This is a genomic window from Novosphingobium sp. SG720 (assembly GCF_012275365.1).
Taxonomy (GTDB): Bacteria; Pseudomonadota; Alphaproteobacteria; order Sphingomonadales; family Sphingomonadaceae; genus Novosphingobium; species Novosphingobium rhizosphaerae.
Genome location: NZ_JAAZQN010000002.1, coordinates 505,158 through 527,923, shown reverse-complemented (window position 1 = coordinate 527,923; position 22,766 = coordinate 505,158). Strand labels below are relative to the sequence as shown.

22 protein-coding genes and 1 tRNA gene are annotated in these 22,766 nt (G+C 66.1%); 7 read left to right on the top strand and 16 right to left on the bottom strand.

Annotation, left to right across the window (positions count from 1 at the left end):
- Nucleotides 1–22: 22 nt before the first annotated feature.
- Together prfH and FHW94_RS11785 are read right to left on the bottom strand one after the other, a co-directional pair.
- Entirely contained in the window at nt 23–646 is a 624-nt protein-coding gene (gene prfH / locus FHW94_RS11790; RefSeq protein ID WP_168555994.1) for a peptide chain release factor H, read from the bottom strand.
- Entirely contained in the window at nt 643–1,743 is a 1,101-nt protein-coding gene (locus tag FHW94_RS11785) for an RNA ligase RtcB family protein (RefSeq protein WP_168555993.1), read from the bottom strand. The genes prfH and FHW94_RS11785 overlap by 4 nt, the downstream gene beginning before the upstream one ends.
- Before the next feature lie 315 nt (nt 1,744–2,058).
- Here FHW94_RS11785 and FHW94_RS11780 point away from each other — a divergent pair, with 315 nt between their 5' ends.
- Nucleotides 2,059–2,388: a low molecular weight protein tyrosine phosphatase family protein gene (locus FHW94_RS11780; protein ID WP_168555992.1), complete on the top strand. Its 330-nt coding sequence runs from the start codon at nt 2,059–2,061 to the stop codon at nt 2,386–2,388.
- A gap of 153 nt (nt 2,389–2,541) precedes the next feature.
- Here the strand turns inward: FHW94_RS11780 and speD are convergent, their stop codons facing one another.
- From speD to FHW94_RS11730, 10 genes are all read right to left on the bottom strand, one after another.
- On the bottom strand, nt 2,542–2,898 hold the full coding sequence (speD, locus tag FHW94_RS11775; RefSeq protein WP_168555991.1) for an adenosylmethionine decarboxylase: 357 nt from the start codon (nt 2,896–2,898) through the stop codon (nt 2,542–2,544).
- Nucleotide 2,899: 1 nt separating this feature from the next.
- Entirely contained in the window at nt 2,900–4,510 is a 1,611-nt protein-coding gene (locus FHW94_RS11770) for an NAD(P)/FAD-dependent oxidoreductase (protein ID WP_168555990.1), read from the bottom strand.
- The gene (locus FHW94_RS11765; protein WP_168555989.1) at nt 4,503–6,053 is read right to left on the bottom strand and encodes a polyamine aminopropyltransferase; all 1,551 of its coding nucleotides are present in this window, start codon (nt 6,051–6,053) and stop codon (nt 4,503–4,505) included. Before FHW94_RS11765 ends, FHW94_RS11770 begins: the two co-directional genes overlap by 8 nt.
- Nucleotides 6,046–6,255, bottom strand: coding sequence for a DUF350 domain-containing protein (locus tag FHW94_RS11760; protein WP_022676066.1), 210 nt, complete (start codon nt 6,253–6,255; stop codon nt 6,046–6,048). The genes FHW94_RS11765 and FHW94_RS11760 overlap by 8 nt, the downstream gene beginning before the upstream one ends.
- A gap of 29 nt (nt 6,256–6,284) precedes the next feature.
- Nucleotides 6,285–6,428 carry a hypothetical protein gene (locus FHW94_RS11755; protein WP_168555988.1) on the bottom strand — a complete coding sequence of 48 codons (144 nt, stop codon included), beginning with the start codon at nt 6,426–6,428 and terminating at the stop codon, nt 6,285–6,287.
- Nucleotide 6,429: 1 nt separating this feature from the next.
- Entirely contained in the window at nt 6,430–7,689 is a 1,260-nt protein-coding gene (locus FHW94_RS11750; RefSeq protein WP_168555987.1) for a DUF4178 domain-containing protein, read from the bottom strand.
- Nucleotides 7,686–8,354, bottom strand: a complete 669-nt coding sequence (locus FHW94_RS11745; protein ID WP_168555986.1) for a DUF4178 domain-containing protein — start codon at nt 8,352–8,354, stop codon at nt 7,686–7,688. Before FHW94_RS11745 ends, FHW94_RS11750 begins: the two co-directional genes overlap by 4 nt.
- 20 nt (nt 8,355–8,374) lie before the next feature.
- A complete protein-coding gene (locus FHW94_RS11740) occupies nt 8,375–9,361 on the bottom strand; it encodes an SPFH domain-containing protein (protein WP_168555985.1) in 987 nt (328 codons plus the stop codon).
- Nucleotides 9,362–10,228: 867 nt separating this feature from the next.
- A tRNA-Leu gene (locus tag FHW94_RS11735) sits at nt 10,229–10,315 on the bottom strand.
- 127 nt (nt 10,316–10,442) lie between these two features.
- Nucleotides 10,443–11,252: an MJ0042-type zinc finger domain-containing protein gene (locus FHW94_RS11730; protein ID WP_168555984.1), complete on the bottom strand. Its 810-nt coding sequence runs from the start codon at nt 11,250–11,252 to the stop codon at nt 10,443–10,445.
- Nucleotides 11,253–11,462: 210 nt separating this feature from the next.
- Between FHW94_RS11730 and ftsE the strand changes: the two genes are divergently transcribed.
- The 6 genes from ftsE to thiD are packed head-to-tail and all read left to right on the top strand — an operon-like array spanning nt 11,463 to nt 16,509.
- Nucleotides 11,463–12,242 (top strand): cell division ATP-binding protein FtsE, encoded by a 780-nt coding sequence (ftsE, locus tag FHW94_RS11725; protein WP_168555983.1) that lies wholly within the window; start codon nt 11,463–11,465, stop codon nt 12,240–12,242.
- Nucleotides 12,239–13,168 (top strand): cell division protein, encoded by a 930-nt coding sequence (locus tag FHW94_RS11720; RefSeq protein WP_168555982.1) that lies wholly within the window; start codon nt 12,239–12,241, stop codon nt 13,166–13,168. Before ftsE ends, FHW94_RS11720 begins: the two co-directional genes overlap by 4 nt.
- A gap of 46 nt (nt 13,169–13,214) precedes the next feature.
- Nucleotides 13,215–13,766 carry a YdcF family protein gene (locus FHW94_RS11715; protein WP_168555981.1) on the top strand — a complete coding sequence of 184 codons (552 nt, stop codon included), beginning with the start codon at nt 13,215–13,217 and terminating at the stop codon, nt 13,764–13,766.
- A gap of 7 nt (nt 13,767–13,773) precedes the next feature.
- Nucleotides 13,774–14,478, top strand: a complete 705-nt coding sequence (locus FHW94_RS11710; RefSeq protein ID WP_349237506.1) for a lysophospholipid acyltransferase family protein — start codon at nt 13,774–13,776, stop codon at nt 14,476–14,478.
- Nucleotides 14,475–15,746 (top strand): divalent metal cation transporter, encoded by a 1,272-nt coding sequence (locus FHW94_RS11705; protein WP_168555979.1) that lies wholly within the window; start codon nt 14,475–14,477, stop codon nt 15,744–15,746. Before FHW94_RS11710 ends, FHW94_RS11705 begins: the two co-directional genes overlap by 4 nt.
- A gap of 10 nt (nt 15,747–15,756) precedes the next feature.
- Nucleotides 15,757–16,509, top strand: a complete 753-nt coding sequence (gene thiD, locus FHW94_RS11700) for a bifunctional hydroxymethylpyrimidine kinase/phosphomethylpyrimidine kinase (RefSeq protein ID WP_168555978.1) — start codon at nt 15,757–15,759, stop codon at nt 16,507–16,509.
- Between the two features lie 124 nt (nt 16,510–16,633).
- On the opposite strand, the gene FHW94_RS11695 is transcribed toward thiD, so the two are convergent.
- From FHW94_RS11695 to FHW94_RS11680, 4 genes are all read right to left on the bottom strand, one after another.
- Nucleotides 16,634–17,521: an LOG family protein gene (locus FHW94_RS11695; RefSeq protein WP_168555977.1), complete on the bottom strand. Its 888-nt coding sequence runs from the start codon at nt 17,519–17,521 to the stop codon at nt 16,634–16,636.
- A gap of 108 nt (nt 17,522–17,629) precedes the next feature.
- Nucleotides 17,630–18,553 (bottom strand): glycosyl hydrolase family 8, encoded by a 924-nt coding sequence (locus FHW94_RS11690; RefSeq protein WP_246866077.1) that lies wholly within the window; start codon nt 18,551–18,553, stop codon nt 17,630–17,632.
- 121 nt (nt 18,554–18,674) lie between these two features.
- Nucleotides 18,675–19,142 carry a hypothetical protein gene (locus FHW94_RS11685; RefSeq protein WP_168555975.1) on the bottom strand — a complete coding sequence of 156 codons (468 nt, stop codon included), beginning with the start codon at nt 19,140–19,142 and terminating at the stop codon, nt 18,675–18,677.
- Nucleotides 19,139–22,765 carry a cellulose biosynthesis protein BcsC gene (locus tag FHW94_RS11680; RefSeq protein WP_246866076.1) on the bottom strand — a complete coding sequence of 1,209 codons (3,627 nt, stop codon included), beginning with the start codon at nt 22,763–22,765 and terminating at the stop codon, nt 19,139–19,141. Before FHW94_RS11680 ends, FHW94_RS11685 begins: the two co-directional genes overlap by 4 nt.
- Nucleotide 22,766 lies beyond the last annotated feature (1 nt).

Below are 22,766 nucleotides of genomic sequence, written 5' to 3'. Positions count from 1 at the left end.
CAAAACCACCCACCGACGGCGTTCAAGCCGATCTTAGCTGAAACCGCTCTCCGGCATAGACCCTGACCGCGTTCCCACGTTCAAGCTCCTGATGGACCTGCCATTGCGATCTGCGCGCATCGTCTTGGGCTTGCCCGTGCCACTCTTCCAGCATGATCGCCAGTTTCAGCCGCGCCAGCTTGCGGTTGGCGTGCTGGGACCGCTGCTCTTGCGCGGTGGCGACAAGGCCTGTCGGCCGGTGCGTTGCCCGCACCGCGCTGTCGGTCTTGTTGACATGCTGCCCACCCGGCCCGCTGGCGCGCATGGCCTGATAATCGATATCCTCCTCTCTCAGATCGATCATCTCGTCGGGCTTGGGCGCCAATGACACACCGACGAACCAGTTGCGCCGCTTGTGCGTTGGGCGAAAGGGGCTGTTGCCGATCCACTGGTTGGTGCCGATGCGCTTGGCGGCAAAGGCCGACGCTGCCTCCCCCGCGAGGCGCAGCAAGATGGAGGCTGGCCGTTCCTCCGCCCCATCGAGCACTTCGCATTCCAGCCCCACGGCCTTGGCCTCCCGCGCAAAGGCACGTGCCAGGCCGGCCACCACCCAGCGGCACTCCTGCGGCCCCTTGCCCGCTGTGACATGCAGGATCACCTCGCTCATGCTGCCCTCGTCTTGTAGCTGAGGAGAGGGCGCAGCTTGGCAATGACGCGGATCAGCCCTGCCAGCTCCAGATCGGCGATGACCATGCCAATGTCCTTGTACGCTTCGGGCGCCTCCTCGAAGATCAGGCGGCGGTCTTCGCAGATCACCTGGCTGCCCAGCGCAGTGCGCTGCAGATCCGCTACTTTGAAGCGGCGCGACAGGCGCGCGTGCGCATCCTTGCGGCTCCACTTGCGGCCCGCGCCATGGGCCAGCGAATGGAGCGCATGATCGGCGCCTTCCGCGACGGGTTCGACCAGATAGCTGAAATCGCCGCGCGAGCCTGGAATGGTCACCAACCCGCGATCGGCGGGCGCCGCCCCCTTGCGGTGCAGCCAGCCGCCTTGATGCGGCGTGACACTGTTGTGGCAGATGTCCAGCACGCGGCGCCCACCAAACCCAAGGCTCTCGCAAAAGCGCCGGGCAATGACCTGGCGGTTGAGGATAGCCCATCCCAACGCGGCGTCGTGGTCGGCCAGATAGGCTTCCGCTTCGGGACGACCGGCGGGGATGCCCTGGTGCGCATCAGCCTGGCGATGCGCCTGCAGGATGGCTTGGCCCAGCCCGCGCGACCCACTGTGGACCATCATCCACACGCGGTCCTGCCGCAGGCCCAATGCAGCAAAGCGGGCCTCGTCCACCACCGCTTCGACGCGCTGGAATTCGACGAAGTGATTGCCACCACCAATCGTGCCCAGCGCCGGACTGGCCAGATGCGGGGGGAGCCCGGCCTCGGCCAGAGCGGCCGCATGATCGCCTGCCCAAGGCGCGTCCAGCCCGTGCAACTTGCGCTCGACGGAACCGAGGCGAAACTTGCGCAAGGGGCAGTCCGTTTCCCACAGGGCCATGCCACAGCCAATGTCGCTGCCCACCAGATGCGGCCAGACGTGGCTTGGCGACCAAAAGGCGGCGCCCACGGCAATGCCATTGCCGGCGTGCAGATCGGGCAGTCCGACGATGCGCGCCATGCCGTCATAGCGCGCGCAAGCTGCCAGTTGATCAAGCGCCAAGGGATCGAAACGCGATGGATCGCGGGCGATCAGGGCTATCGGGCTCATTGCGCACCACCCTGGCCATGATTCTGGCCGGCAGGCAGAGCAGCAAGGATGGAAATGTCTGAAAAATCAGCGGCGTGATGGCCGCGAAAAGCAATCAGGCGAAACGTGTCGCCCGGGATAGAATTGCCCATGCAATCTGTTCCTGAACACAGGGAAGTAAGAAGTGGTTTGTGTTGCGGGCGGATGCTGCACGCATGGTCTTCTCCTTTCCTTGTTCAAAAACAGGCCGGTCTTGGCTGGGTGGGGCAATAGTTCAGATTGACCTTGTGGGCAAGCCGCCCAAAAAGTGCCGGCGATTTTGGTCCGAGGCGTTGCTTGAAAACCATTCTGTTCATTTGCAGCCAGAACCGCCTGCGCAGCCCGACGGCCGAGCAGGTGTTCGCCGAGTATCCAGGGTTGGAAGTGTCGTCAGCCGGCACCAACCAGGGCGCGGAAAACCCGCTGACCGCTGAACTGGTCTCATGGGCGGACATCATCGTGGTGATGGAAAAACAGCATCGCGCCAAGCTGCAACGGCGGTTCCGCGCGGCCTTGCGCGGGCAGCGACTAATCTGCCTGGATATTCCGGACGATTATGCCTTCATGCAGCCGGAATTGGTGGAACTGCTCAAGGCCCGTATGGCGCGGCATCTGCCGCCGGCATGATCGTGAATCGATGGCGGCTTCGGACGCACGTGATTGGACTTGGCAAGGCCGGCTTTTGCGGCGGCCGTTGACCGCTTGTGCATGCCATTTACGATTTTTCCAGCCTGTCACCAGCCTCGGCCGGCGCCTTCCATCCACCAATTTGGGATGCCCTTATGTCCTGGATAGCCGTTCAATTCTATGTCGGCGCAAGATTTCTGCAGAAAAATTCCCTACAATTACATCGAGTCCGGCTGCTGCATCCACGTCGTTTCCGCAAACGAACAGGTCAACTGCCGCCTCACCGGTTTCTGGCCAAGTGTGGATTGAAATGTGGGATTCCGCCAGCAGGGCGACTCCGGTTACGCCCATGCCCTCTCCAAAGGCGTGGACATGGACACTCAATACCTTGGCGCCTGCCGCCAAAGCCGCTTGGCGCAGCGTAGCCTCGACCAGTTCGAAGTCGCTCAGCCGCTTCCCTTGGCACAAGTCTGCGAGCAGATGGACACTGGTGCCGGGCAAATGCGCCATGTCAGGCAAGACTCTCGAAAGGGTGAGCAAGGTGGGCCAGCGCAGCCTCCGCTGCGACGACGCCGCGGTAGTGCGCCTCCTCGAACAACGAAAGACCGGACAGGTCCGAGTGGGCGAAGAGAACGGGCGGTTTTGCGTCGATCGCAGCCCTGCGGGCCGGGTCGGACAAAAAGCCCGGTGTAGGGCTGATCATGGCATGGCCCCAGCGCCAGACGTCGATCCTGTCGATTGCGCCCATCAGATCGGGATTCATCGTCAGGAGATCATCCGCGATCAGCCGTTGCCACGCTTGCAGCGTGCGCGTCATCATCAGCTTGCGCGCTTCGTTTGGAGCGGTCCTGGACAAGGGCAAATACCAAGTCAGCACGGTGGGGCCATTACCGCCACTTGCCGACTGGTGCGTCGCGACGACATAACCGAGGCTGTCGCTGCCGGTCGAGACATTGTCCCACGCAAGGCCGACGCCTCGCCCCTTCGGATGCCGATTGACGGTCACATTGGCCACGACCCAGGGCGCATAGCGAAAACGCCCTTCGCCGGCGTGTGCTGGGGCCACACGCGCGGCAACAAAATGCGGCATAGCGACGATCGCGCAAGCCGCATTCCACCGGGTGGTGGACCCGGCCTTGTGGTCAAAGGCGTCAACCACAGCGTGGTCGCCGTGCTGCGCGATCGCACATACACTGTGGGCCGCGCGGACATGATCGGAGACGCCGTCACGCAGCAGCGAGACGAGACGCCCATTCCCTTCGGGCCAAGTGAGCTCACGATCGCCGTCGTTGCCCGCAGCCCACCCGCGGCGCGCCGCGAAATAGTGCACGCCCGCCCATGCCGATACCTCTTCCGGTTCGGTCCCATAGTCATCCCGGCAGCAGTAACGCAGGTAGGCCCGTAGCACGGGAGAGCTGTAGCCGCGCTGATCGAGCCACTGCGCAAACGAGAGTCGATCAAGCCCGGTGTAGGCGGGATCGACGCTCGAATAGGCGCGGGGGATGGCGAACGCAGGGCGCCCATCCGTGCCCACGGCATTGCGAAGCTGCGCCATTTCCTGCGCAAAACGATCGCGTTGGGCGGCATCTTCTCTCGTCAGTCCGCTGGACGGATACAACCCTTCTTGCCAGCTTCCCCGCCACAGCAGGCGCTCTTCAAGATCGGCGCAGAGTTGATAAGGATCGTAGAGCGGCGCGCCGCCTTCCTCGCCCACGATCATGCCGAACTCTTTCAGCATGTGCCGCAGGGCCACAGCTTCCTTATTCGGCACCGGTAGATAGTGGGCGCCAAGTGGATAGGCGCTCACCGGGTTGCGACCAGATCGCGCATTGCCACCGACCTTGTCCTCAAGCTCCAGGAGCACGAAATCGTCGAAACCGGCGGCCTTGAGCCGCCAGGCAGCGGAGAGCCCAGCCACGCCCCCGCCGGCGATCAGGATCGCCGCCTGCTGTTCTGCCCCGTTTGCAGGTGGAAACTTGCCGTCGCGGACGAGGTGGCCGCGCCGCCAATCCGATCCGTCCAATGTGCCAGCCATGGGCGGCGTGGCGCAACTGCCCAGAGAAAGGGCGCCTGCTCCGGCGGCGCCAGCCCGAAGGACATCGCGCCGGGTGGCATCAGCCATCGTAATGCCCCCATTCCTCGGCAAAGCTGCGCACCAGCGCCTGGTTGTCGAGGCGGTTCACAGGCGTAGGGCGGCGCGCCATATCCGGCGGGAAATCGAACATGGCCCGTTCGCTGGCCTGCGTCAGGAACCGAAGCCCAGGAGGAAGGGCCACAGCATCCCCCGGCGGGCTGTGTGCAGCCATGGTGAAGCCCCATTCGCCGAAGCTGGGAACATAGGCGTGGTAGCCGCGTGCCGATAGCCCAGCAGCTTCAAGCGTGCTTGCCACGGTCCAGTAAGAGCGTGGCGCCACGAGAGGCGACGTGCTCTGCACCGTGAGCACGCCGGCGGGGGCCAGCAGGCGTGCGACCTCGCGATAGAAACTCTCGGTATAGAGCTTGCCGAGCGAAAACTCGGTGGGATCGGGAAAGTCGATCAGGATTGCGTCATAGGGCCCGGCCGCCTTTCTGACCCAACGGAACGCATCGCCATTGATCACCTGCATCTTCGGAGAGGACAGCGAATGCCGGTTGAGTTGTGCAAGCTGGGGTACATCCCGGAACAGGTGCGTCATTTCCGGGTCGAGATCGACCAGCGTCACCTTCGATACGCGCGGATCGCGCAGGACTTCACGTGCGGCGAGACCGTCGCCGCCGCCCAGGATCAGCACCTGCCGCGGATGGGCAACGCGGCCGAGCACGGGCCAGACCAGCGCCTCGTGATATCGGTATTCGTCGCGCGTCGAGAACTGCAGGTTGCCGTTGAGGTAGAGGCGCAGGTCCTCGCCCCGCCGCGTGATGGCGATGCGCTGGTACGGCGTCGAGCGGGCATAGATGACAGGCTCGCCATAGAACGCGACTTCCGACCAGCGCTGGATATGGTCGGCTGCAAACAGGCCGGCGACAAGCGATGCGAGCACGATGAGGGCCGCAACGAGATCGCGACCAATACTCTGTCGTGCGCGCAGGGCGATAAGCAAGGCGACCGCCACGCCGACATTGGCCAGACCGAACACAAAGCCGGTGCGGATCATGCCGAGCCAGGGCACCAGGACCAGCGGGAACAGCAACGAGGCAATGAGCGCCCCGATGTAGTCATAGGTCAGGACGTTCGACACGAGATCGCGAAAAGCGAAGCGATGGCGCAAGATGCGAATCAGCAACGGGATTTCCAAGCCGACAAGGATGCCGATCGCCAGCACCAGCGCATAGAGCGCGACCCGGAAATCCTCGACGATGGGGAAGAGCAGGAACAGCCCGGCGCCCGACCATCCTCCCAGCGCGGCGATCAGTATCTCGACGCGGACGAACACTCCGATCTCGTTGTGCCGCACATGGCGCGACAGGTAACTGCCGATGCCCATGGCGAACAAATAGCTGCCGATCACGGTCGAGAACTGCGTGACGCTGTCGCCAAGCAGGTAGCTGGCGAGTGTCCCGGCGAGCAACTCGTAGATCAGGCCACAGGTAGCGACGACCAGGACCGATACCAGCAGGATGATCGCGAGGGATCCAGGAGCGTCCGGTTGGGCTCCGCCGTCATCCCCCGTAACAGGATCAACCATGCACGGCAGCAGCGATAATGTTGGAAATCCCGATGGCCACGGCCCCGGCAAGCAGCGCCACGGCCATGTTCTTGCGCTCGATGATCTCGCGCCACAGCTCGCCGGGCGTCAACTTGTCGACCAGCACGAAGCTCACGATGAATATGACGATGCCGAGCGCTGCATAAAGCACGGTTGCGAGGAAAACGTCGAGGGTCAGCATAGGCACAACTCCATCGTGCGAAAGGTGGACTACTTGTGGGTGGGGCCCCGATAGCCGGTAGAGGCAGGTCGTTCGTCGTCGGAGAAAGGCGACCAGGCGAACCACGTCGCGATGCCCGCCAGAATGATCAGGAAGGCGCACCAGGCGGAGAAGAAGATCAGGCGCTTGCTCATCTCAATCCCGGTGCCTCCGCCACAGGATCAGGCAAGGCGCGCCGAACAGCAGGATCGCAAAAATCCAGAACATGCCCCACGAATGCCCGCCGGTGCAGGCGTTAAACCACATGGATATGGAATCCGGCGCACTCCATGGGTGGTCGGGATCCGTCGCATTTGCCGGCGGGTCGGTTGGCCAGCCGTGTGATCCGGTATCAACGTAAACATCGTAGCTACCGCGCGGAACGCCGGCAAACTGGGTCTCGCTATGATGGCTGCCCTCGGTCCACGGACCGTCGCTGTCGGACCCGGAATAGTATTCCACGATGCCATAGGCATCGATCGACTGCTGTGTGCGGCGGTTGACCAGGCTGTAGTCTAAATCCACCCAGCGGTTGCTGAAGTCGTTGCTGTCCGCCTGGATGGTGACGAACTGCCAGGGGCGCGTCACCTCGATCGTGCCGATCTTGTGAGTCGCGGTAGCGGCGCCGACAACGACATCGAAGCGATTGTTGGCGCACAGGTGCGGCCGGCTCATCAGGTCCTGGACGATCCCGATCATGAGCAGGGCGCCCAGCGCCATCAGAAACATCATTGGCAGGTCGTTTTCGCCCGTGCCTGGGGCCTTGAAGAAGCCGTCCGGTATGGCCTTGAGGCCTGCCCTCGGCTTGTAGCGCTGCCGGACGGCGAATGCCTCCTCCACCTGGCGCCGGTCGACCGGGACGAGGTGTGTCCATGTAACCTCATCCATGGCTGCTTCACGCGACAGGAAGCTGCTGCCGCATGCGAAAGTCGCGCATTGCACGCGATCCCCTCGCGACACGCGCCAGTAGAATTCGCCCAGGACAGTCGTGGTTTCGACCGTCGCATCGTCATCGAGCTGGTAGGTCTTTCCCCGCCATTCGATCGAAGCCCCTGCGCCATCGGGCCGATCGAGCAGCATCGTGCCGAATTGCCATTCGCCATCGGCAACGACCAACCAGCGGTATCCGGCGTAGGGATTGAAGAGAAGGTATTCCTGCCAGATCGCTCCCGGGCTCCGCCGGCGCAGTGCCCCGATCGCTTCCCACTCCACATCGAATAAGGAGCCACGCGTGCCAAGTTCGATGGCAAAATTGGCGTTGGCGCGCTTATAGGCGGTGATCAGCCGGACATCTTCGTGGGCGACGTCGAGAACCGATCCGCAATAGCGACATGCGAGGGTGACGGTGTAGCCGGCAGCCCGCACCTCGATCGAACCGCCACATGACGGACAAGTGACGGCTCGGGCCAGGGTCATGCCAGCGTTCCAGGCATGGTCCAGCCTTCGATCCGGCGCAGGTTCTTCGGCTGCAACCCTGCCAGATCACTCCAGCGGCCGAGCCATGCCGTCGTGCCATCATCGTCGCGCTGAACCGAAAGCGCATCGCCGTTGGCGTTACGGAAATCGACGTTGGTCATGGTCCGGCCCGGAAGCGTCGCGAAAGGCAGATCGCCTTCGCTGCCAAGACAGGATGCTTCCTTCACGTCTGTTGCCTCGAGCCACTTGCCGCCAGCCTTTACGGTAGCCCCCAGGGCAAAGGGATTGCCGTCGGCGAAGTTTTTGATGGCAGGCACCGCCAGGACGGCGGGGTATTCGCTGGTCAGCATATACATGCCCATTGCCTCGCCCAGCCAGTAATGCCGGCCATCGTCGGCGCGCAGGAACCATTCGTTCCAGGAACCATCCTGCCAGCCCCAGCGCACACGGCCAACCGCCACCGCGCTGTTTCCATCAAGGGCGAAAGTCGTCCCGATCTGTATCGGAGAAACATCGAGGGGCAGGCTGGCAACCGTTCCCACAACCTCGGCAGCGCCGTCCCGCCGCCTGACGAGGCTTTGGCAGTATTGGCAGGTCGAATACGGCAAACCCGGATCGCGCAGCGGAAGCAAAGCCCCGCATGAGGGACAGTTCACGCTTTCCATTCATCCCGCCCCGATTACACTCAGCGTATCCGGCTGAGCAGCTCGGCCTTCTTGGCGTCGAACTCTTCCTGGCTCAGGGCTCCGATGGTGACCAGGCGGTGCAGCTTCTCGATTGTCGCCAGGGGATCTTCGGTCACGGCGGCCGGCTGCCCCATCGGCGTGGCGCCCAGTCCCTGGGCCATCGCACCGCCAAGGGCGGTCGCCGCTGCCATGCCTGCGCCGATACCAGCCATCCCGGCGTCGTTGCCCGCAGCCTGCTCGATCGCCTCGGCGGCCTGGAACCGGGTGTAAGCGGCAAGATCGCCCAGCACCCGCATGGAACTGCCCTTGTCGAGATGGGCCTGCACTTCGTCCGGTAGCGAGACACTCTCGACGTAGAACGAAAGGCAGGTAAGGCCCCACTGGGCGAATGCTTTGTCGACTTCGACCTTGATCTTGTCCGACAGTGCTTGCTGGTTGGCTGCAAGATCGAGAAAGGCAATGCCGCTGCCGCCCAGCGCTGTTGCAATCGCGGTCTGGATCGCGGCCCGCAGCTGCGGTTCGAGCGATGCGACGGTCACGCCGGACATGGTGCCCAGCACCCGCGATACGAAAGGCGCAGCTTCGCTCAGGCGGAACGAGTAGGAGCCGAACGCGCGCAGCCGCAGCGCGCCGAACTCGGTATCGCGGACCGTGATGGGCTGCGCCGTGCCCCACTTCAATCCTTGCTGTTCCTTGAGCGAAAGAAACACGACGTCCGACTTGAAGGGCGAACGGAAGCCCTTGTCCCAGTTCATCAGGTCCGAGAGCAACGGCAGGTTGGCGGTTTCCAAGGTGTGCAGGCCGGGCCCGAAGTAGTCGGCCATCCGGCCTTCGTTGACGAACGCGGCGATTTGCCCCTCACGCACCGTCAACTGCGCGCCATGCTGGATCTCTTGATCCGCAAAAGGCACACGCCAGGCCAACTGGCCGGGCTCTTCCAGCCACTCGATGATATCGACGAATTGCTTCTTCAGGAAATCGAACATGGTCACCTGCCGGTCGGCTACTCGCGTATCCTACAACATACTACCGCACCGGCAATGCTTTGCCGTCGCGGTGCGAAGCACGGCCGGCTAAAGCCGCTGTCTGGTCCTGGCAGGCAACCTGTCGCTGAACATGTCGCGCGGGACCAGCGCGGCGTGCGCCTGTTCCGAGACATGTGCCGGTCGTTGGACGAGGCACAGCCTTTGCCAGTGATCGTAGGCGCTCTCGCGTTGCTCCTCCCCTCCTTGCTAGGCACGCATGTGATCGTGCCCGCCTTTATCTTGCCAAGGACAATATCGATCTCGTGGTGCAGATCGGCGAATTGCCGGAAATTCCGAGGATTATCGCCCGCCGCCTTGGCGCCGTGGTCTCATAACAATCCAGCTAGAACCGAAAATGGTGCTCGACGGCAGTCTTCTGACGCCTTCGACGATCCGCGCCGGGCAGGGATTGGGGCTGGTCCCATATTGGCTTGCCCGCGGTGCGATTGCCGATGGCAGTCTCGTCTCGGTCCTGGAAGAACTTGTGGCCGGTCACCTGCCGATCCACGCGCTGTTGGATCGCGTCACCCACCCTGGTTCCGCGCCTGCGCATGACGACCGACGCCATCGTCGAAGCTGTGCGAGGGGCCGCGGTTGCTGGACTGATCGGCTGAATTGATACCAGGTTCCTGGCCGGTCGTCGCGGCGCGCAGCAAATGCGCTGCTGCACAGAACCTTTCCTCAGCGGGGAGAAACGGGGCGGTTTCAGTCCCCCGTCTGGTCCCCCGTTTTGCGGGCACTGGGAGGATACACGTTGGGTTGCGGTGAGGCAAGAAATGGCTGTTTTCAGCCATTTGGAGATTTCATGAGCAGCCCTGGGATGGGTGCTGGTGCGGTCGAGAAGACTCGAACTTCCACGGGCTTTCGCCCACAACGACCTCAACGTTGCGCGTCTACCAATTCCGCCACGACCGCATATCGCATCCGGGGCATGGCCTGGGGCCAGATCCCGTCGGGGTAGGAGCGCGCCCCTAGCAGGGGATTTGGGGGCCTGCAACAGGGGCGAACACTTTTTTATCCCCAGGGCGCGCTTGGTTCGGGCTTATTCGGGCTTCCAGCCGATTTCGGCCGACTTGGCGCTCTTGGGCACATCGGTCACCGCTTCGTTGATCGTCACGCTTTCGCCCGGGCGCAGCTTGTCCTTGGGCGGGGCGACATCCCAGGTATAGACCACGCGGTTTTGCGCATCGCGCAGCACGATCAGGATCGGCGGCACTTCGCGCAGGTCCTTGCCCACGTTGGTCACCGTGCCGCTGGCACCGAAATAGGCCGTGCCGTTGGGCAGCGTGCGCCGGTCCTGCCGCGCGGGCGGGAACGACAGCACCAGGTCGGGACTGCCATTGCCGAACGTGGGGCGGTTGACCGGCAGCCAATCGGGCAGGCCCAGCCAGGATACCAGGCCGATCATCGCCGCCACAGCCAGGGCAAAGGTGACGCCGGCCGCCGTCCACAGCCGCGCCGGATTGCGGCGCGGGCGGAACGGGGGCTCGTGCTCGAAGCTGGACACCGGCGAGACGAATTCACTGGCCGGTGGCGCGGGCTGGCGCGGCGGTTCGGCACGGGGCGCGGGGGCCGGCGGTGTTTCGGCAGCGGGCGGTGGCGCGGCTGCCGGTGCTGGCGCTACAGGCTCTGTCCGGGGTGCCGGGGCGGGCCGTTCGGCCGGCGCGGCTGCGGGCGATCCCGCCCCGGATGATGCAGGGGGAGCATCGGGCGATGGGCGCGCGGGCAGTTCTGGGCCGGCCTGGAACCAGCTGTGCCGGCACTTGGCACAGCGCACGGTGCGGCCGTCCACACCGATCGCACTGTCGGGAACGACATAGCGCGTCGCACAGGCGGGACAGGCGATTATCATGGAAACGGTCTAAGCATGGCGAGAGGGGCTGAAACAATAGGGAGCAAGGGGGCAAAACGCCCATGCGCCCTTTTTTCCACATGCATTGACGCGTATAGGCCCTATTGCCAATCGCGCAGCTGCGGCACATTGCCAATCGGCGAGTGCGCCGGCATGGTCTGCGCCGCTGGCGATCGACCAAACACGCGAACGGGGCTTGACCTTACTTCCATGAACCAACCCGCCGCCGAGATTGTCCAGTTCGACAATGTCGGGCTGCGGTATGGTGCCGGCCGCGAAGTGCTGGCCGACGTTTCGTTCACGCTTTACCCAGGCTGCTTCTATTTCCTCACCGGCGCCAGCGGCGCGGGCAAGACCAGCCTGCTCAAGCTGCTCTACCTGGCCGGGCGCCCCTCGCGCGGGCTGATCCGCATGTTCGGCACCGACGCCATCACGCTGCCGCGCGAACGCCTGCCCGGCTTTCGCCGCCGCATCGGCGTGGTGTTCCAGGATTTCCGCCTGGTGCCGCATCTTTCGGCGTGGGACAACGTCGCCCTGCCGCTGCGCGTGGCCGGGCAAAGCGAAAAGGACATCGCCAAGCCGGTGTCCGACATGCTGGAATGGGTGGGACTGGGCGACCGTTTCCAGGCGCGCCCCGCCACGCTTTCGGGCGGGGAACAGCAGCGCGTAGCCATCGCCCGCGCCGTGATCGCCCGCCCCGACATCCTGGTGGCCGACGAGCCGACCGGCAACGTGGACCCGGACATGGCAATCAAGTTGCTGCGCCTGTTCGAAAGCCTCAATCGCCTGGGCACGACGGTGGTGGTGGCCACCCACGATCTGCACCTGATCCGCAAAGTGCCCGATTCGCTGATCATGCGGCTGGACAAGGGCAAGCTGGCCGACCCCACCGGCGCGCTGCGCTATCCCCCGCGCCGCCCGATCGAGGGGGGAAGCGCGCCCGACAGCCTGATCGGCCCCGGCCCTGCGGGCGGGAACCTCCTGCCATGAAGCGCCTGGCTGCGTCCCTGCCCCGCACGCTGCGCGCCTGGGGCGGCGAGGGCGAATCCCCGCTGCTGCCCGAAGCGCGCCTGTCCGGGCCGATGCCTTGGGTGATTGCCATCATGATCGCGCTGACCGTGGTGGCCGCTGCCAGCGCGCTGGCCCTGCGCCATGCCGCGCAGGCGGCCAGCGCCGACCTGGAAGGCGGGGTCACGGTCCAGATCGTCTCGGCCGCCCCGGCCGAGCGGCAACGCCAAGCCGAAGCGGCCCTCGCCGTGCTGTCCCGTGCGCCCGGCGTGGTCAGCGCCGCGGCTGTGCCGCAAGACCAGCTCAATGCACTGGTCGAACCGTGGCTGGGCACGCGCACCGGCGATGACCTCGACGACCTGCCGATCCCCGCGCTGATCGACGTGCGCCTGGCGGGCGCTGCCACCCCGCCCCGGCTCACCGCGTTGCGCACGGCGGTGGTGGCCAAGGCGCCCGCCGCGCGGGTCGATGCCCAATCCAGCTGGCTGGCTCCGGTGTTCCGCGCGATCGGCGCGCTGCAATGGGCAGCGGGCGGCCTGATCGCGCTGTTTGCCTTTGCCACGGTATCGGCGGTGCTGCTGGCCGCGCGCAATGCGCTGGGCACCCATCGCGAAACGATCGAGATCGTGCACATGCTGGGCGCCACCGACGTGCAGATCGCCCGCGTGTTCCAGCGCTCGATGGCCACGGACGCGGCGATGGGCGGCGTGGTGGGCCTGCTTGCGGGGGTGATCACGGTACTGGGCCTGGGCCGGCAGTTTGCCGCGCTGGGATCGGGCATGGTCGCCCAAGGTTCGCTCGCCTGGACCGATTGGGTGGTGCTGGCCGGCATTCCCATCGCCGGCGTGCTGCTGGTGATGGTTACCGCGCGGCTTACCGTGCTCTCTGCCCTGCGGCGCATGGTATAACGCCCATGGCCATGCGATACCCCACCCCCATGAGAACAGTTGCGTCATGAGAAAGCCACGGGGCCTTTTCCGCCGGATCGGTTCGGCGCTGCTGCTGGTGTGGGTGCTGGGCTTCCTGTGGTTTGCCTGGTTCCTCCCCCAGCCGGCCAGCGATAGCGTGCGCACCGACGGCATCGTCGTGTTGACCGGCGGCGGCGGGCGCATCCCCCGCGCGCTGGCCATGCTGCACGCCGGCAAGGCACAGACCATGCTGGTCAGCGGCGTGGACCGCCAGGTGCGGCCCGGCGAATTCGCCGCCGAATACAAGGTCGATCCCGCGCAGCTTGCCTGCTGCATCACGCTGGGCTTCGATTCCGTGGATACCCGATCCAACGCGCGCGAGGCAGCCGACTGGATCGCGAAGGCCAAGATCCGCTCGGTGCGGCTGGTCACCACCGATTGGCACATGCGCCGCGCCACGTTCGATTTGTGGGTGGTGGCGCCCAAGGGGCTGGTGATCGTGCGCGATGCCGTGCCATCGCGCCCCAGCCTCAAGATCCTGTTCCTGGAATACAACAAGCTGCTGGCCCGCATGGTGGCGTGGCTGGCGGGATGGTGACGAACGCGTGGACGAAAATCCCCCGACTTTGGCCGAAATCGCGCGCAGCGTGATCTTCTACATTCTGTTCTATGGCTTCACCGTGGCGCTGCTGCTGGTGATGATCGTGGTGCTGTGGCTGGCGCCGCGCGGCGTGCCGGCGATGGTTCAGGCCTGGACCATGGTGCATCGCGCGTTGGTGCGCCATGTGCTGGGCATCAAGGTGGAAGTGGTGGGCACGCCGCCCCAGGAAGGGGTGTTCTATGCCCTGCGCCATGAAAGCTTTTTCGAGGCGATCGATTTGCCCCAGGTGCTGCACCGCCCCTGCATCTTTGCCAAGATCGAGTTGATGCGCATTCCCGTGTGGGGCCGCGCCGGCTGGGCCTATGGCCTGATCGGGGTGGAGCGCGAGGCTGGCGCCAAGACGCTGCGCACCATGCTCAGCCACGCTCGCGCGCGCCTGGCCGAAGGACGCCCGCTGGTGATCTTTCCCGAAGGCACCCGCGTGCCGGTGGGCCAGCGCGTGCCGCTGCAATCGGGCTTTGCCGGGCTGTACAAGCTCCTGTCATTGCCGGTGGTGCCCGTCGCGGTCCACAGCGGGGCGCTCTACCACCGGGTGTGGAAGCGGCGCGGCACGATCCGCTATGTCATTGGCGAGACGATCCCTGCCGGCCTGCCGCGTGACGAGATCGAGGCCCGCGTGCTCGACGCGATCACCGCACCCACGCCATGACCGAACCGCCCGCCCAGGAAACGCGGAAAGGCGGCTCGATCTTTTCCGCGCTGGGACCGGGCCTTGTCACCGGTGCGGCCGACGACGATCCCAGCGGCATCGGCACTTACAGCCAGGTCGGCGCGCAGTTCGGCTTTTCGCTGTCGTGGGCGATGGTCTTTGCCTTTCCGCTGCTCGCCGCGATCCAGGCGATCTGTGCCCGCATCGGCGCCACCACCGGGCGGGGCATCGCCACCAACCTGCGCCGCCACTATTCGCCGTGGCTGCTGCGCGGCATGGTCGCCTTGCTGCTGGTGGCCAACGTGATCAACCTGGGGGCAGACCTGGGCGCGATGGCGGCGGCCGTGCACCTGCTGCTGCCCGGCCCGCTCTTGCTCTATACCCTGGGCTTTGCCGTGGTCAGCGTCGCGCTCGAAGTGCTGGTGCCCTATGCGCGCTATGCCGGCGTGCTCAAGTGGACCACGCTTTCGCTGTTTGCCTATATCGCCGTGCTCTGCGCCACGCCGGTGGATTGGCCTGCCGTGTTGCGCGGCATGGCCGTGCCCGCCTTTGCGCTGGACCACGATCACGCCATGGGCCTGGTGGCGCTGCTGGGCACCACGATCAGCCCCTACCTGTTCTTCTGGCAGGCCGGGCAGGAAGTGGAAGAGCAGCGCCGCCGCCACGTCCGCCCGCTTTATCTCGCGCCGCGCCAGGCCGGGCCGGAACTGCGCCGCATCCGCACCGATACGCTGGTGGGCATGGGCTTTTCCAACCTGACCGCGCAGGCCATCGTCATCGCCACCGCCGTGACGCTGCACGCGCATGGCATTCTCGATATCACGTCGGCCGATCAAGCGGCCATGGCGCTGCGCCCCTTTGCCGGCGATCTGGCCTTTGCCCTGTTTGCGCTGGGCATCGTGGGCACGGGGCTGCTGGCGGTGCCGGTGCTGGCCGGCTCGGCTGCCTATGCGCTGAGCGAGGCGCTGCGCTGGAACGAAGGGCTGGACCGGGCGCCGCGCGATGCGCGCGCATTCTATGTGGCCATCGCGCTGGCGACGTTTGCCGGCCTGGGCATGAATTTCCTTGGCATCAACCCGATGCGCGCGCTCTATTGGACCGCGGTGATCAACGGGTTGCTGGCCCCGCCGCTGATGGTCGTCACCATGCTGATCGCGCGCAATCCGCGCGCCATGGGCCACCTGGTCATCTCCCCTGCCCTGGCCGCGCTGGGCTGGGTGGCCACGGCGGCGATGACGGCGGTGGCCCTGCTGTTCCTGTGGGCCTGAAAGACATACGATGACCATGCCACCACGCATCCTCTCCATCGCCGGTTCGGATTCGGGTGGCGGTGCCGGCATCCAGGCCGATATCAAGACCATCACGATGCTGGGCGGCTTTGCCATGACGGCGATCTGCGCGCTGACCGCGCAGAACACCCTGGGGGTCAGCGCGGTGGTGGCGGTGGCGCCCGAAATGGTCGCGGCGCAGATCGATGCCTGCGTGGCCGATATCGGCGTCGATGCCGTCAAGATCGGCATGCTCGGCTCGCCCGCCATTGCCGCCGTGGTGGCCGATCGCCTGGAAGCCTTGCGCGTGCCGATCGTGTTCGATCCAGTGATGATCGCCACCAGCGGCGCAGCGCTCGCCGACGCGCCCACCATCGCCGGGTTCGAACGGCTGATGGCGCTGGCCACGCTGACCACGCCCAACGTGCCCGAGCTTGCCGCCCTGGGCGGAGACGCCGCGATGGCCGCGCGCGGCATTGCCTATCTGGCCAAGGGCGGCGATGCCACCGGGCCGGTGGTGGAAGACCGGCTGGTGGTGCCGGGCGGCCAGCCGCGCCTGTGGCACGCCCCGCGTATCGCCACGCGCCACAGCCATGGCACCGGCTGCACGCTATCGAGCGCGATTGCCACCGAACTGGGGCGCGGCGCATCGCTGGAACAGGCGGTGGAGCGCGCCCGCGCCTTCGTGCGCGCCGCCCTCCTGGCCGCGCCTGGCCTGGGCGGCGGGCATGGGCCGATGGGGCATTACGCGGTGCGTCTGTAAAGGCGGCCCCTCCACCAGCCTGCCGGCGGCCGCCTCCCCGCCAAGCGAGGAAGACCTTCCCGATCCTCCCCATGCAATGGGGAGGGAGGCCGCCGGCGCACCGGGTGGTGGAGGGGCTCAGGCCTTACTCCCCGCCGCAATCCAGTTCATAGAACTTGACGATCTCGGCCCAGGCTTCCTCGGCGGTTTCCACCGGCTTGAACAGGTCGAGATCCTCGAAATTGATCACCCCTTCCTCGGCAATGGCGCGGAAGTTGATCACCTTGTTCCAATAGTCCGCCCCGAACAGCAGCACCGGAATGGGCTTCATCTTGCCGGTCTGGATCAGGGTAAGCAGTTCGAAGAATTCGTCGAAGGTGCCGAACCCGCCGGGGAACACCGCCACGGCCCGCGCGCGCATCAGGAAGTGCATCTTGCGCAGCGCGAAATAGTGGAACTGGAACGAGAGGTGCGGGGTCACATAGGGGTTGGGCGCCTGTTCGTGCGGCAGCACGATGTTGAGGCCGATCGAATCCGCCCCCACGTCCACCGCGCCGCGATTGGCCGCTTCCATGATCGAGGGGCCACCGCCCGAGCAGACCACGAACTGGCGCTTGCCTTCCTCCACCACACCGCAGGTGGAGGCATAGCGCGCGAGCTTGCGCGCCTCTTCGTAATACTTCGACTTGGCCACCAGCCGCTCGATCACGGCCTTGCGTTCGGGCGTGGTGGCCGTGGCGAGCGCGGCTTCGGCCGCTTCGGGCGCCGGGATGCGGGCCGAACCGTACATCACCAGGGTCGAGCCGATGTCGGCCTCTTCCAGCAGCATTTCGGCCTTGAGCAGTTCCAGCTGGAACCGCACCGGGCGCAGCTCCTCGCGCAGGAGGAAATCGGTATCGCCAAAGGCCAGGCGATAGGCCGGATCTTGCTGCTGTGGGGTGATCTTGGGGTGGCTTTGCGCGAACCCGGCTTCCTGCTCGGCCTTGTAAAACTTACGATTGACGAGCTGGCGATTGATTTCTTCTTCGGTCATTTGCCGCAAGGTGGGCTTGCCCGCGCCGCTTGGCAAGCCCATCCGCAATAGTTTCAGATGTTGTTATCTTTGCTGAAACCGGGGCCACGTTTGCCCACCAGGCCACGATCAGACCAAGGCGCCGACCAGCATCTGCAGGGCAGCGCCGTAATACTCCTGCGCCAGGCCCAGCGGCGGCTGGGTGCCGATCAGCTTGGCGGCAATCGCCGCACCGCCGTTAGAAATGGCATAGGGCGCGCGCTCTCCGGTGTTGAGATCGATCCAGGCGGGAATGGGCTGACCCTGGGCCAGGCATTGCCGCCAGAAATCGGCCACCGGCTTGGCCAGGCTGGCGCGGTTGCCGGCCAGGGCATAGAGCGGCACGCGAATGGCATCGAAGCCGAAGCGCGGATCGTGGCCGGGTGCCAGCGCGAACTGGCCGGGACCGGCCACTTCCACCCAATCGGCGGGCAGGCCATATTGGCCAAAGCGCGCGCCTGCCACGATCGTGGTGGCATCGTCTGACAATTGCTGCCACACGCCGGGCCCATCCCACTGCGCAAAGCTGCGGAACGCGGGCCAGATGAAATACGACGGGTTGACGATCACCCGGCCGTTTTCCTGAAAGCCTTCCAGCCCCGGCAGCAACAGCTTCATGCCAAAGCGATCGACCACCAGGCGCTGGCGGATCGCCGCGCGGATCGCGGTCGAGCGCGTGCGCCATTCGGCCACGCCCCAATGCTGCGCGGCGCGCTGCAGGGCCCAGGCGATCAGGATGTCGCCATCGGCGGCATTGTTGCGATCGGGCACGCGATCCGGGCTGTTGGGATCGTATTTCCACGCATGCAGCGCCACGTCGCTGCGCAGCAAATTGTCGTTCGTCCAATCCGCGATCAGCTCGAATGCGGCGCGATCGCCTGCCTCCAGCGCGAGCACCAAGCCATAGCTCTGCCCCTCGCTGTGGCTGATGCCGCCGTTCTGCGGATCGACGATCCGGCCCGAGGGATCGAGAAAGCGGGCCTTGAACGTATCCCAGTCGCTGTTGCTGCCCATGGCCTTGCTTTGCCGTCCCGGCGCACAAGCTGCCGTCAGCGCCACCAACAATCCGAAACCGAACCCGCGCCGATTGATCTCACCACCAGTCTTGGCATCACTGGCGCCCGCACCAACAGACTTAACGACCATGCCGGATTTCAAGCGTCTGCCCTTTCCATTCCGCCGTGGTCGCCAGCGCATGGCTGCTGCCCATCATGCGGAACCACGTGTCATAGGTGCCTTCCATCAAGGGCGGCAGCAGCGCCTTCCATGGGTCGGCGATCTCGGCTTCGGTTTCGGGATAGAGACCTTCCTGGCGCACCACGAGCGCGCTGTCCTCGACCGTCACCACCGCGCTGCCCCAGCCAAGCGTTGCCCACAGCGCGTTGATGCGCGTGGTCATCGTGCCCAGGTCTTCCACGTCATCAAGCGGTACGACCGCCGCGATGCGCTTGCCCACGGCCACGTAAAAGCCGTGGCTCTGCTCTTCGGTGGCAGCGCTGGAAAGTTCGCGGGCGATCATGGCCACCAGGAAACTGGCGCCGGCGGGCGGTGTGGCGCGAAACGCGCTCGACACGCGCGGTGTCTTTGGGTCCTCAAACATCATTTGGTTGCTCCCAAACTCTGGCGGATGCCAATGGTCGAGCGAAGCTCGTCATAGCTGCCAAAGGTGTTGTAACTGGCCTCTCCCCCGATCCGAGTGGAGGGGCTGATCTGGTAATAGAGCGAGCCCTCGGCCGAGAGGGCAAAGCCGGTCTTGCTCAGGCTGTCATAGCGGGCACGCACGTCGCTATCCTGCGACTTGAGCACGTTGAGCTGGCCCTGGCGGGTATCGTCGGTGGGATAGAGCGCAGCGTCCTTCTGGCTGTAGCTCTGATAGCCCGGGGTCACCGCCGCCCGCAGGCTCAACTGGTCCTTGTCCAGGCTGTAGCGCACCGGGAAGCTGACAGAGAGGAAGCTCTGCGGGCTGAAATAGCCGCCATGGCCATAGGTGAAGTAGTTCTGCGGGTTGTCATAGGACTGGTAGTTGACGTTGATCCCGCTGGTCAGCGCCGAATGTTCGGTGCGATAGACCCGCAGATAGCCGCCGACATTGGCTTCGACGCCATGGTTCTTGCGCACGTTGGTGCCGCGGTAGCGGTTGTAGGCCACGGTGCCATATGCTCCGCTGCCATTGCGATCGACCGAAAGCCCGGCGCCGCCACCCAGCCGCATGACCTGGCCCCAGGTCTCCCCGGAAACCGGATCGCGGGTGCCGGCATAGGAAATCACGCTGTCCGTCACCGGGCGGCGTTCCACCCAGGCCTGCGCCTGCGTGCCGTTGCCCAGGCTGGGCGTGACCCCGGCGTGGAACGACACTTGCGTCTTGCCCATCCCGATCGGCGTGGTGCCGACATCGGCATGCACCACGCTGCTGTCATAGCCGGCGCTCAAGGCCAGGCCCGACTGGTGCTGGGTCTCGGCCTGGACCAGGGCCGAAGCCTTCTGGTCGACGATCGCCTGCGCCTCGATCGTGGCATTGGTGCCAAAGCGCGCCAGGCCCGATCCGGTCGGCCGGCCAGAATCGATCACCACCGCTTCGGCGCGGGCGCGCACGCGGCCACCGGCCAGGCCGGTGGAAATCTCGGCCGATCCGCGCAGGTCGCTCAATTGCGATAGCCCGGTCTCGCCCTTGCGCTCGCGGTACGACGTGCCCAGGTCGATGCGCGGGCCGCTTTCGCGGGTGAGTTGGGCAATGTCGCCCGAAATCTTGGCCATGACCGGATCGACCGGGCCACCGCCAGCGAGCGGCGCTGCCGCATCACCGAACGGCGAAGCGGCCGGCGCCGGGGCCGTGCCGAACGCCGGGGCGCCAAAGGCCGGCGCCGGCAGTGCACTTTGACCAGCATAAGCAGACGGCGCGGCATAGCCGCCAGACGCCGCATAGCCGCCGCCGCTGTTGCCGCCATCCATCACCGATCGCGCGTTGCCGCCCTGCCCTGCGCCGCCAGCATAGCCCGGCGCCGCATAGGCGGTTGCCGTGCCCAGGCCCGGTGCGGCGCCATAGGCGGGCGCGCCAAAGCTGGCCGGTGCGGCATAGGCCGGAGCGCCGCCAAAGCCGCCCGTCATCGGCACGACTTGCGCCGTGGGCAGGCGGGTGCCGCCCCCCAGGGCAAAGGGATTGATCTGCGGCTGGGGCTGCGCGGCCGGCTGGTCGCGGAACGGGTTCCCGCTCGCCACGCCCATGGGATCGGCGGCAAAGGGGTTGCCGCCAAAGGCATCGATGCCGTTGCTGCCGGTTTGCCGGGCATAGAGCGCGCGGGCCTCTTTCAACAGGCGCACCGCCGTGCTGCGATCGCCGCGCGCCTGGGCCACCTGGGCCAGTGTCAGCCGCACCTGGTAGTCCTGGGGAAAGGCCTGGAGCGCGCGGGTTGCCGCGCTTTGCGAAAGATCCTTGTCGCCGGCGGCCTGCGCGGTCTGCGCCAGCCCAAGCAGCGCGTCGCGGTTGCGCCCGTCGCGCGTCAGCACGATCTGGAACGTCTGCGCGGCGCGCGCGGACATGCCGCCCGATTGATAGAGCCGCGCCAGGGCCGAGAGGATTTCCAGGCTATCGGGCGCAGAGCCCCAGGCCCCGCGCAGCACGTCGAAAGCCTGGGCATATTGGCCGTTGAGGCGCAGGCGATCGGCCTGCCCAACCGCCAGGCCCGCCGACATGCGCGCCAGCGTGCGTTGTCCTTCGGGCGAGGTATTGCCCAGCGTCGCGGCCTTTTGCAGCGCGGCGCGGGCAAGGTCGTCGCGCCCGGTCTTGGCCAGCACGCGCACCACCGCGTCATAACCATCCAGGTCGCCGATATCGCCGCTCATCGCCTGCTGGGCAAACTGCCCGGCGCCCACACCATCGCCCAGGTCGAACAGCGCGCTGGCAATCGCGGCGCGGCGCGCGGCGGGCAGAGTCTTGATCGCGCCAAGCTGGCGCAACGCGGCAATCGCCTGGTCGCGCTGGCCGTTCGCGGCCATCGCCTTGGCCCGTTCGATCGCGCTATCGGTCTTGATGCCCAGGGCAAAGTTGCGCATCGCCGGGGTGCGCTGGGTTTCGGGCACGCGATCGATCAGGGCTTCGGCCGCGGCATTGCGGCCCAGATCGGCATCTATCAGCGCGGCGGCGTAAAGCGCATCGGGATCGCTCGCCTGGGTCAGCGTGCCGATCAGCGATTCCGCCTCGATGCTGCGGCCATGGCGGATCAGGAAGCGCGCGAATTCATAGCGGATCCACGGATCGGTTTGATCCAGCATCAGCCCGCCCTGGAATTCCTGCTCGGCGGTCAGATCATCGCCCCGCGCCACGGCGGCCAGCGCGCGGCCACGCGCGGCGCGGCTTTGCAGGCGCTGGTCGGTCTGCGCGCCGGCGGTTTCGGCGGCCTGGCGATAGAAATCGGCCGCGTCGGCAAACCGGCCCTGGCGTTCATAGATATCGGCCAGCAGTTCCAGCGCCGGCCCGGTCTGGGCAAAGCCCGAGCGCACCAGCGCTTCGGCGGTGGCCTGGGCCTGGTCGGTCTGCCCGCGCGCCAGCAGGGTGCGCGCTTCGTCCATCCCGGCATAGAACCGCGCGGCCGCCAGCGCTTCGGCCCAGCGGCCCGGATTGGGCTGGCGCGAAGCCTGTTCGAGCAGATCGCGCGCTTCGGCAAAACGGCTTTGCCGCAGGCGCACGATGCCAAGACCGCCCAGCGCATCGCCGTCGTTGCGGTTGACGCCCAGCGCCTTTTGGAAACGGCTGGCGGCGGCATCCAGGTTGTTGTCGTCCAGCGCGTCGAACCCGGCCATGCGCTGCTTGCCCGCAGCGTCGGCGGCGCGCTGGCGCGGGGCAGGCGCGGCCTGGGCCACGGGCGCCGGGCGGGGGGCAGGCTGTGGCGCGGCGCGGGCCACGGCCGGGCGAGGCGCCGGGCGCGGGGCCGGCTTGGCCGGCGCGGCCTTGGGCGCTGCGGCCACTTTCGCCGGCGCGGCTGCCGGTGCCGGCGCGCCGCCTGCCAGCGCGCGGCGTGCCTCGGCATTGCCGGGATCGAGCGCCAGCGCCCGGCGCAAGGCCTGCTCGGCCAGATCCTGCCGCCCCTTGGCTTTCCAATAGAGCCCCTGCGCGATCAGGGCCTTGACCCCGGGCACTTCGGCAAAGGCCACCTGGGGCACCGCGAGCGGAGCGACAGAGGCCAGCATGACGGCAACAGCGGCACGGGGGAAAGCGTTGGCGGCGGACATC

Bases quoted from the DNA above. Each gene is read 5' to 3' on its own strand.
- FHW94_RS11730 (WP_168555984.1), bottom strand. From the start codon at position 11,252: ATGATAATCGCCTGTCCCGCCTGTGCGACGCGCTATGTCGTTCCCGAC.
- FHW94_RS11705 (WP_168555979.1), top strand. From the start codon at position 14,475: ATGACCGAACCGCCCGCCCAGGAAACGCGGAAAGGCGGCTCGATCTTT.
- speD (WP_168555991.1), bottom strand. From the start codon at position 2,898: ATGGCGCATTTGCCCGGCACCAGTGTCCATCTGCTCGCAGACTTGTGC.
- FHW94_RS11690 (WP_246866077.1), bottom strand. From the start codon at position 18,553: ATGGGCAGCAACAGCGACTGGGATACGTTCAAGGCCCGCTTTCTCGAT.
- FHW94_RS11750 (WP_168555987.1), bottom strand. From the start codon at position 7,689: ATGACCCTGGCCCGAGCCGTCACTTGTCCGTCATGTGGCGGTTCGATC.
- FHW94_RS11770 (WP_168555990.1), bottom strand. From the start codon at position 4,510: ATGGCTGATGCCACCCGGCGCGATGTCCTTCGGGCTGGCGCCGCCGGA.
- FHW94_RS11760 (WP_022676066.1), bottom strand. From the start codon at position 6,255: ATGCTGACCCTCGACGTTTTCCTCGCAACCGTGCTTTATGCAGCGCTC.
- FHW94_RS11765 (WP_168555989.1), bottom strand. From the start codon at position 6,053: ATGGTTGATCCTGTTACGGGGGATGACGGCGGAGCCCAACCGGACGCT.
- FHW94_RS11695 (WP_168555977.1), bottom strand. From the start codon at position 17,521: ATGACCGAAGAAGAAATCAATCGCCAGCTCGTCAATCGTAAGTTTTAC.
- ftsE (WP_168555983.1), top strand. From the start codon at position 11,463: ATGAACCAACCCGCCGCCGAGATTGTCCAGTTCGACAATGTCGGGCTG.
- FHW94_RS11685 (WP_168555975.1), bottom strand. From the start codon at position 19,142: ATGATGTTTGAGGACCCAAAGACACCGCGCGTGTCGAGCGCGTTTCGC.
- FHW94_RS11785 (WP_168555993.1), bottom strand. From the start codon at position 1,743: ATGAGCCCGATAGCCCTGATCGCCCGCGATCCATCGCGTTTCGATCCC.
- FHW94_RS11680 (WP_246866076.1), bottom strand. From the start codon at position 22,765: ATGTCCGCCGCCAACGCTTTCCCCCGTGCCGCTGTTGCCGTCATGCTG.
- FHW94_RS11715 (WP_168555981.1), top strand. From the start codon at position 13,215: ATGAGAAAGCCACGGGGCCTTTTCCGCCGGATCGGTTCGGCGCTGCTG.
- prfH (WP_168555994.1), bottom strand. From the start codon at position 646: ATGAGCGAGGTGATCCTGCATGTCACAGCGGGCAAGGGGCCGCAGGAG.
- FHW94_RS11745 (WP_168555986.1), bottom strand. From the start codon at position 8,354: ATGGAAAGCGTGAACTGTCCCTCATGCGGGGCTTTGCTTCCGCTGCGC.
- FHW94_RS11740 (WP_168555985.1), bottom strand. From the start codon at position 9,361: ATGTTCGATTTCCTGAAGAAGCAATTCGTCGATATCATCGAGTGGCTG.
- FHW94_RS11720 (WP_168555982.1), top strand. From the start codon at position 12,239: ATGAAGCGCCTGGCTGCGTCCCTGCCCCGCACGCTGCGCGCCTGGGGC.
- thiD (WP_168555978.1), top strand. From the start codon at position 15,757: ATGACCATGCCACCACGCATCCTCTCCATCGCCGGTTCGGATTCGGGT.
- FHW94_RS11755 (WP_168555988.1), bottom strand. From the start codon at position 6,428: ATGAGCAAGCGCCTGATCTTCTTCTCCGCCTGGTGCGCCTTCCTGATC.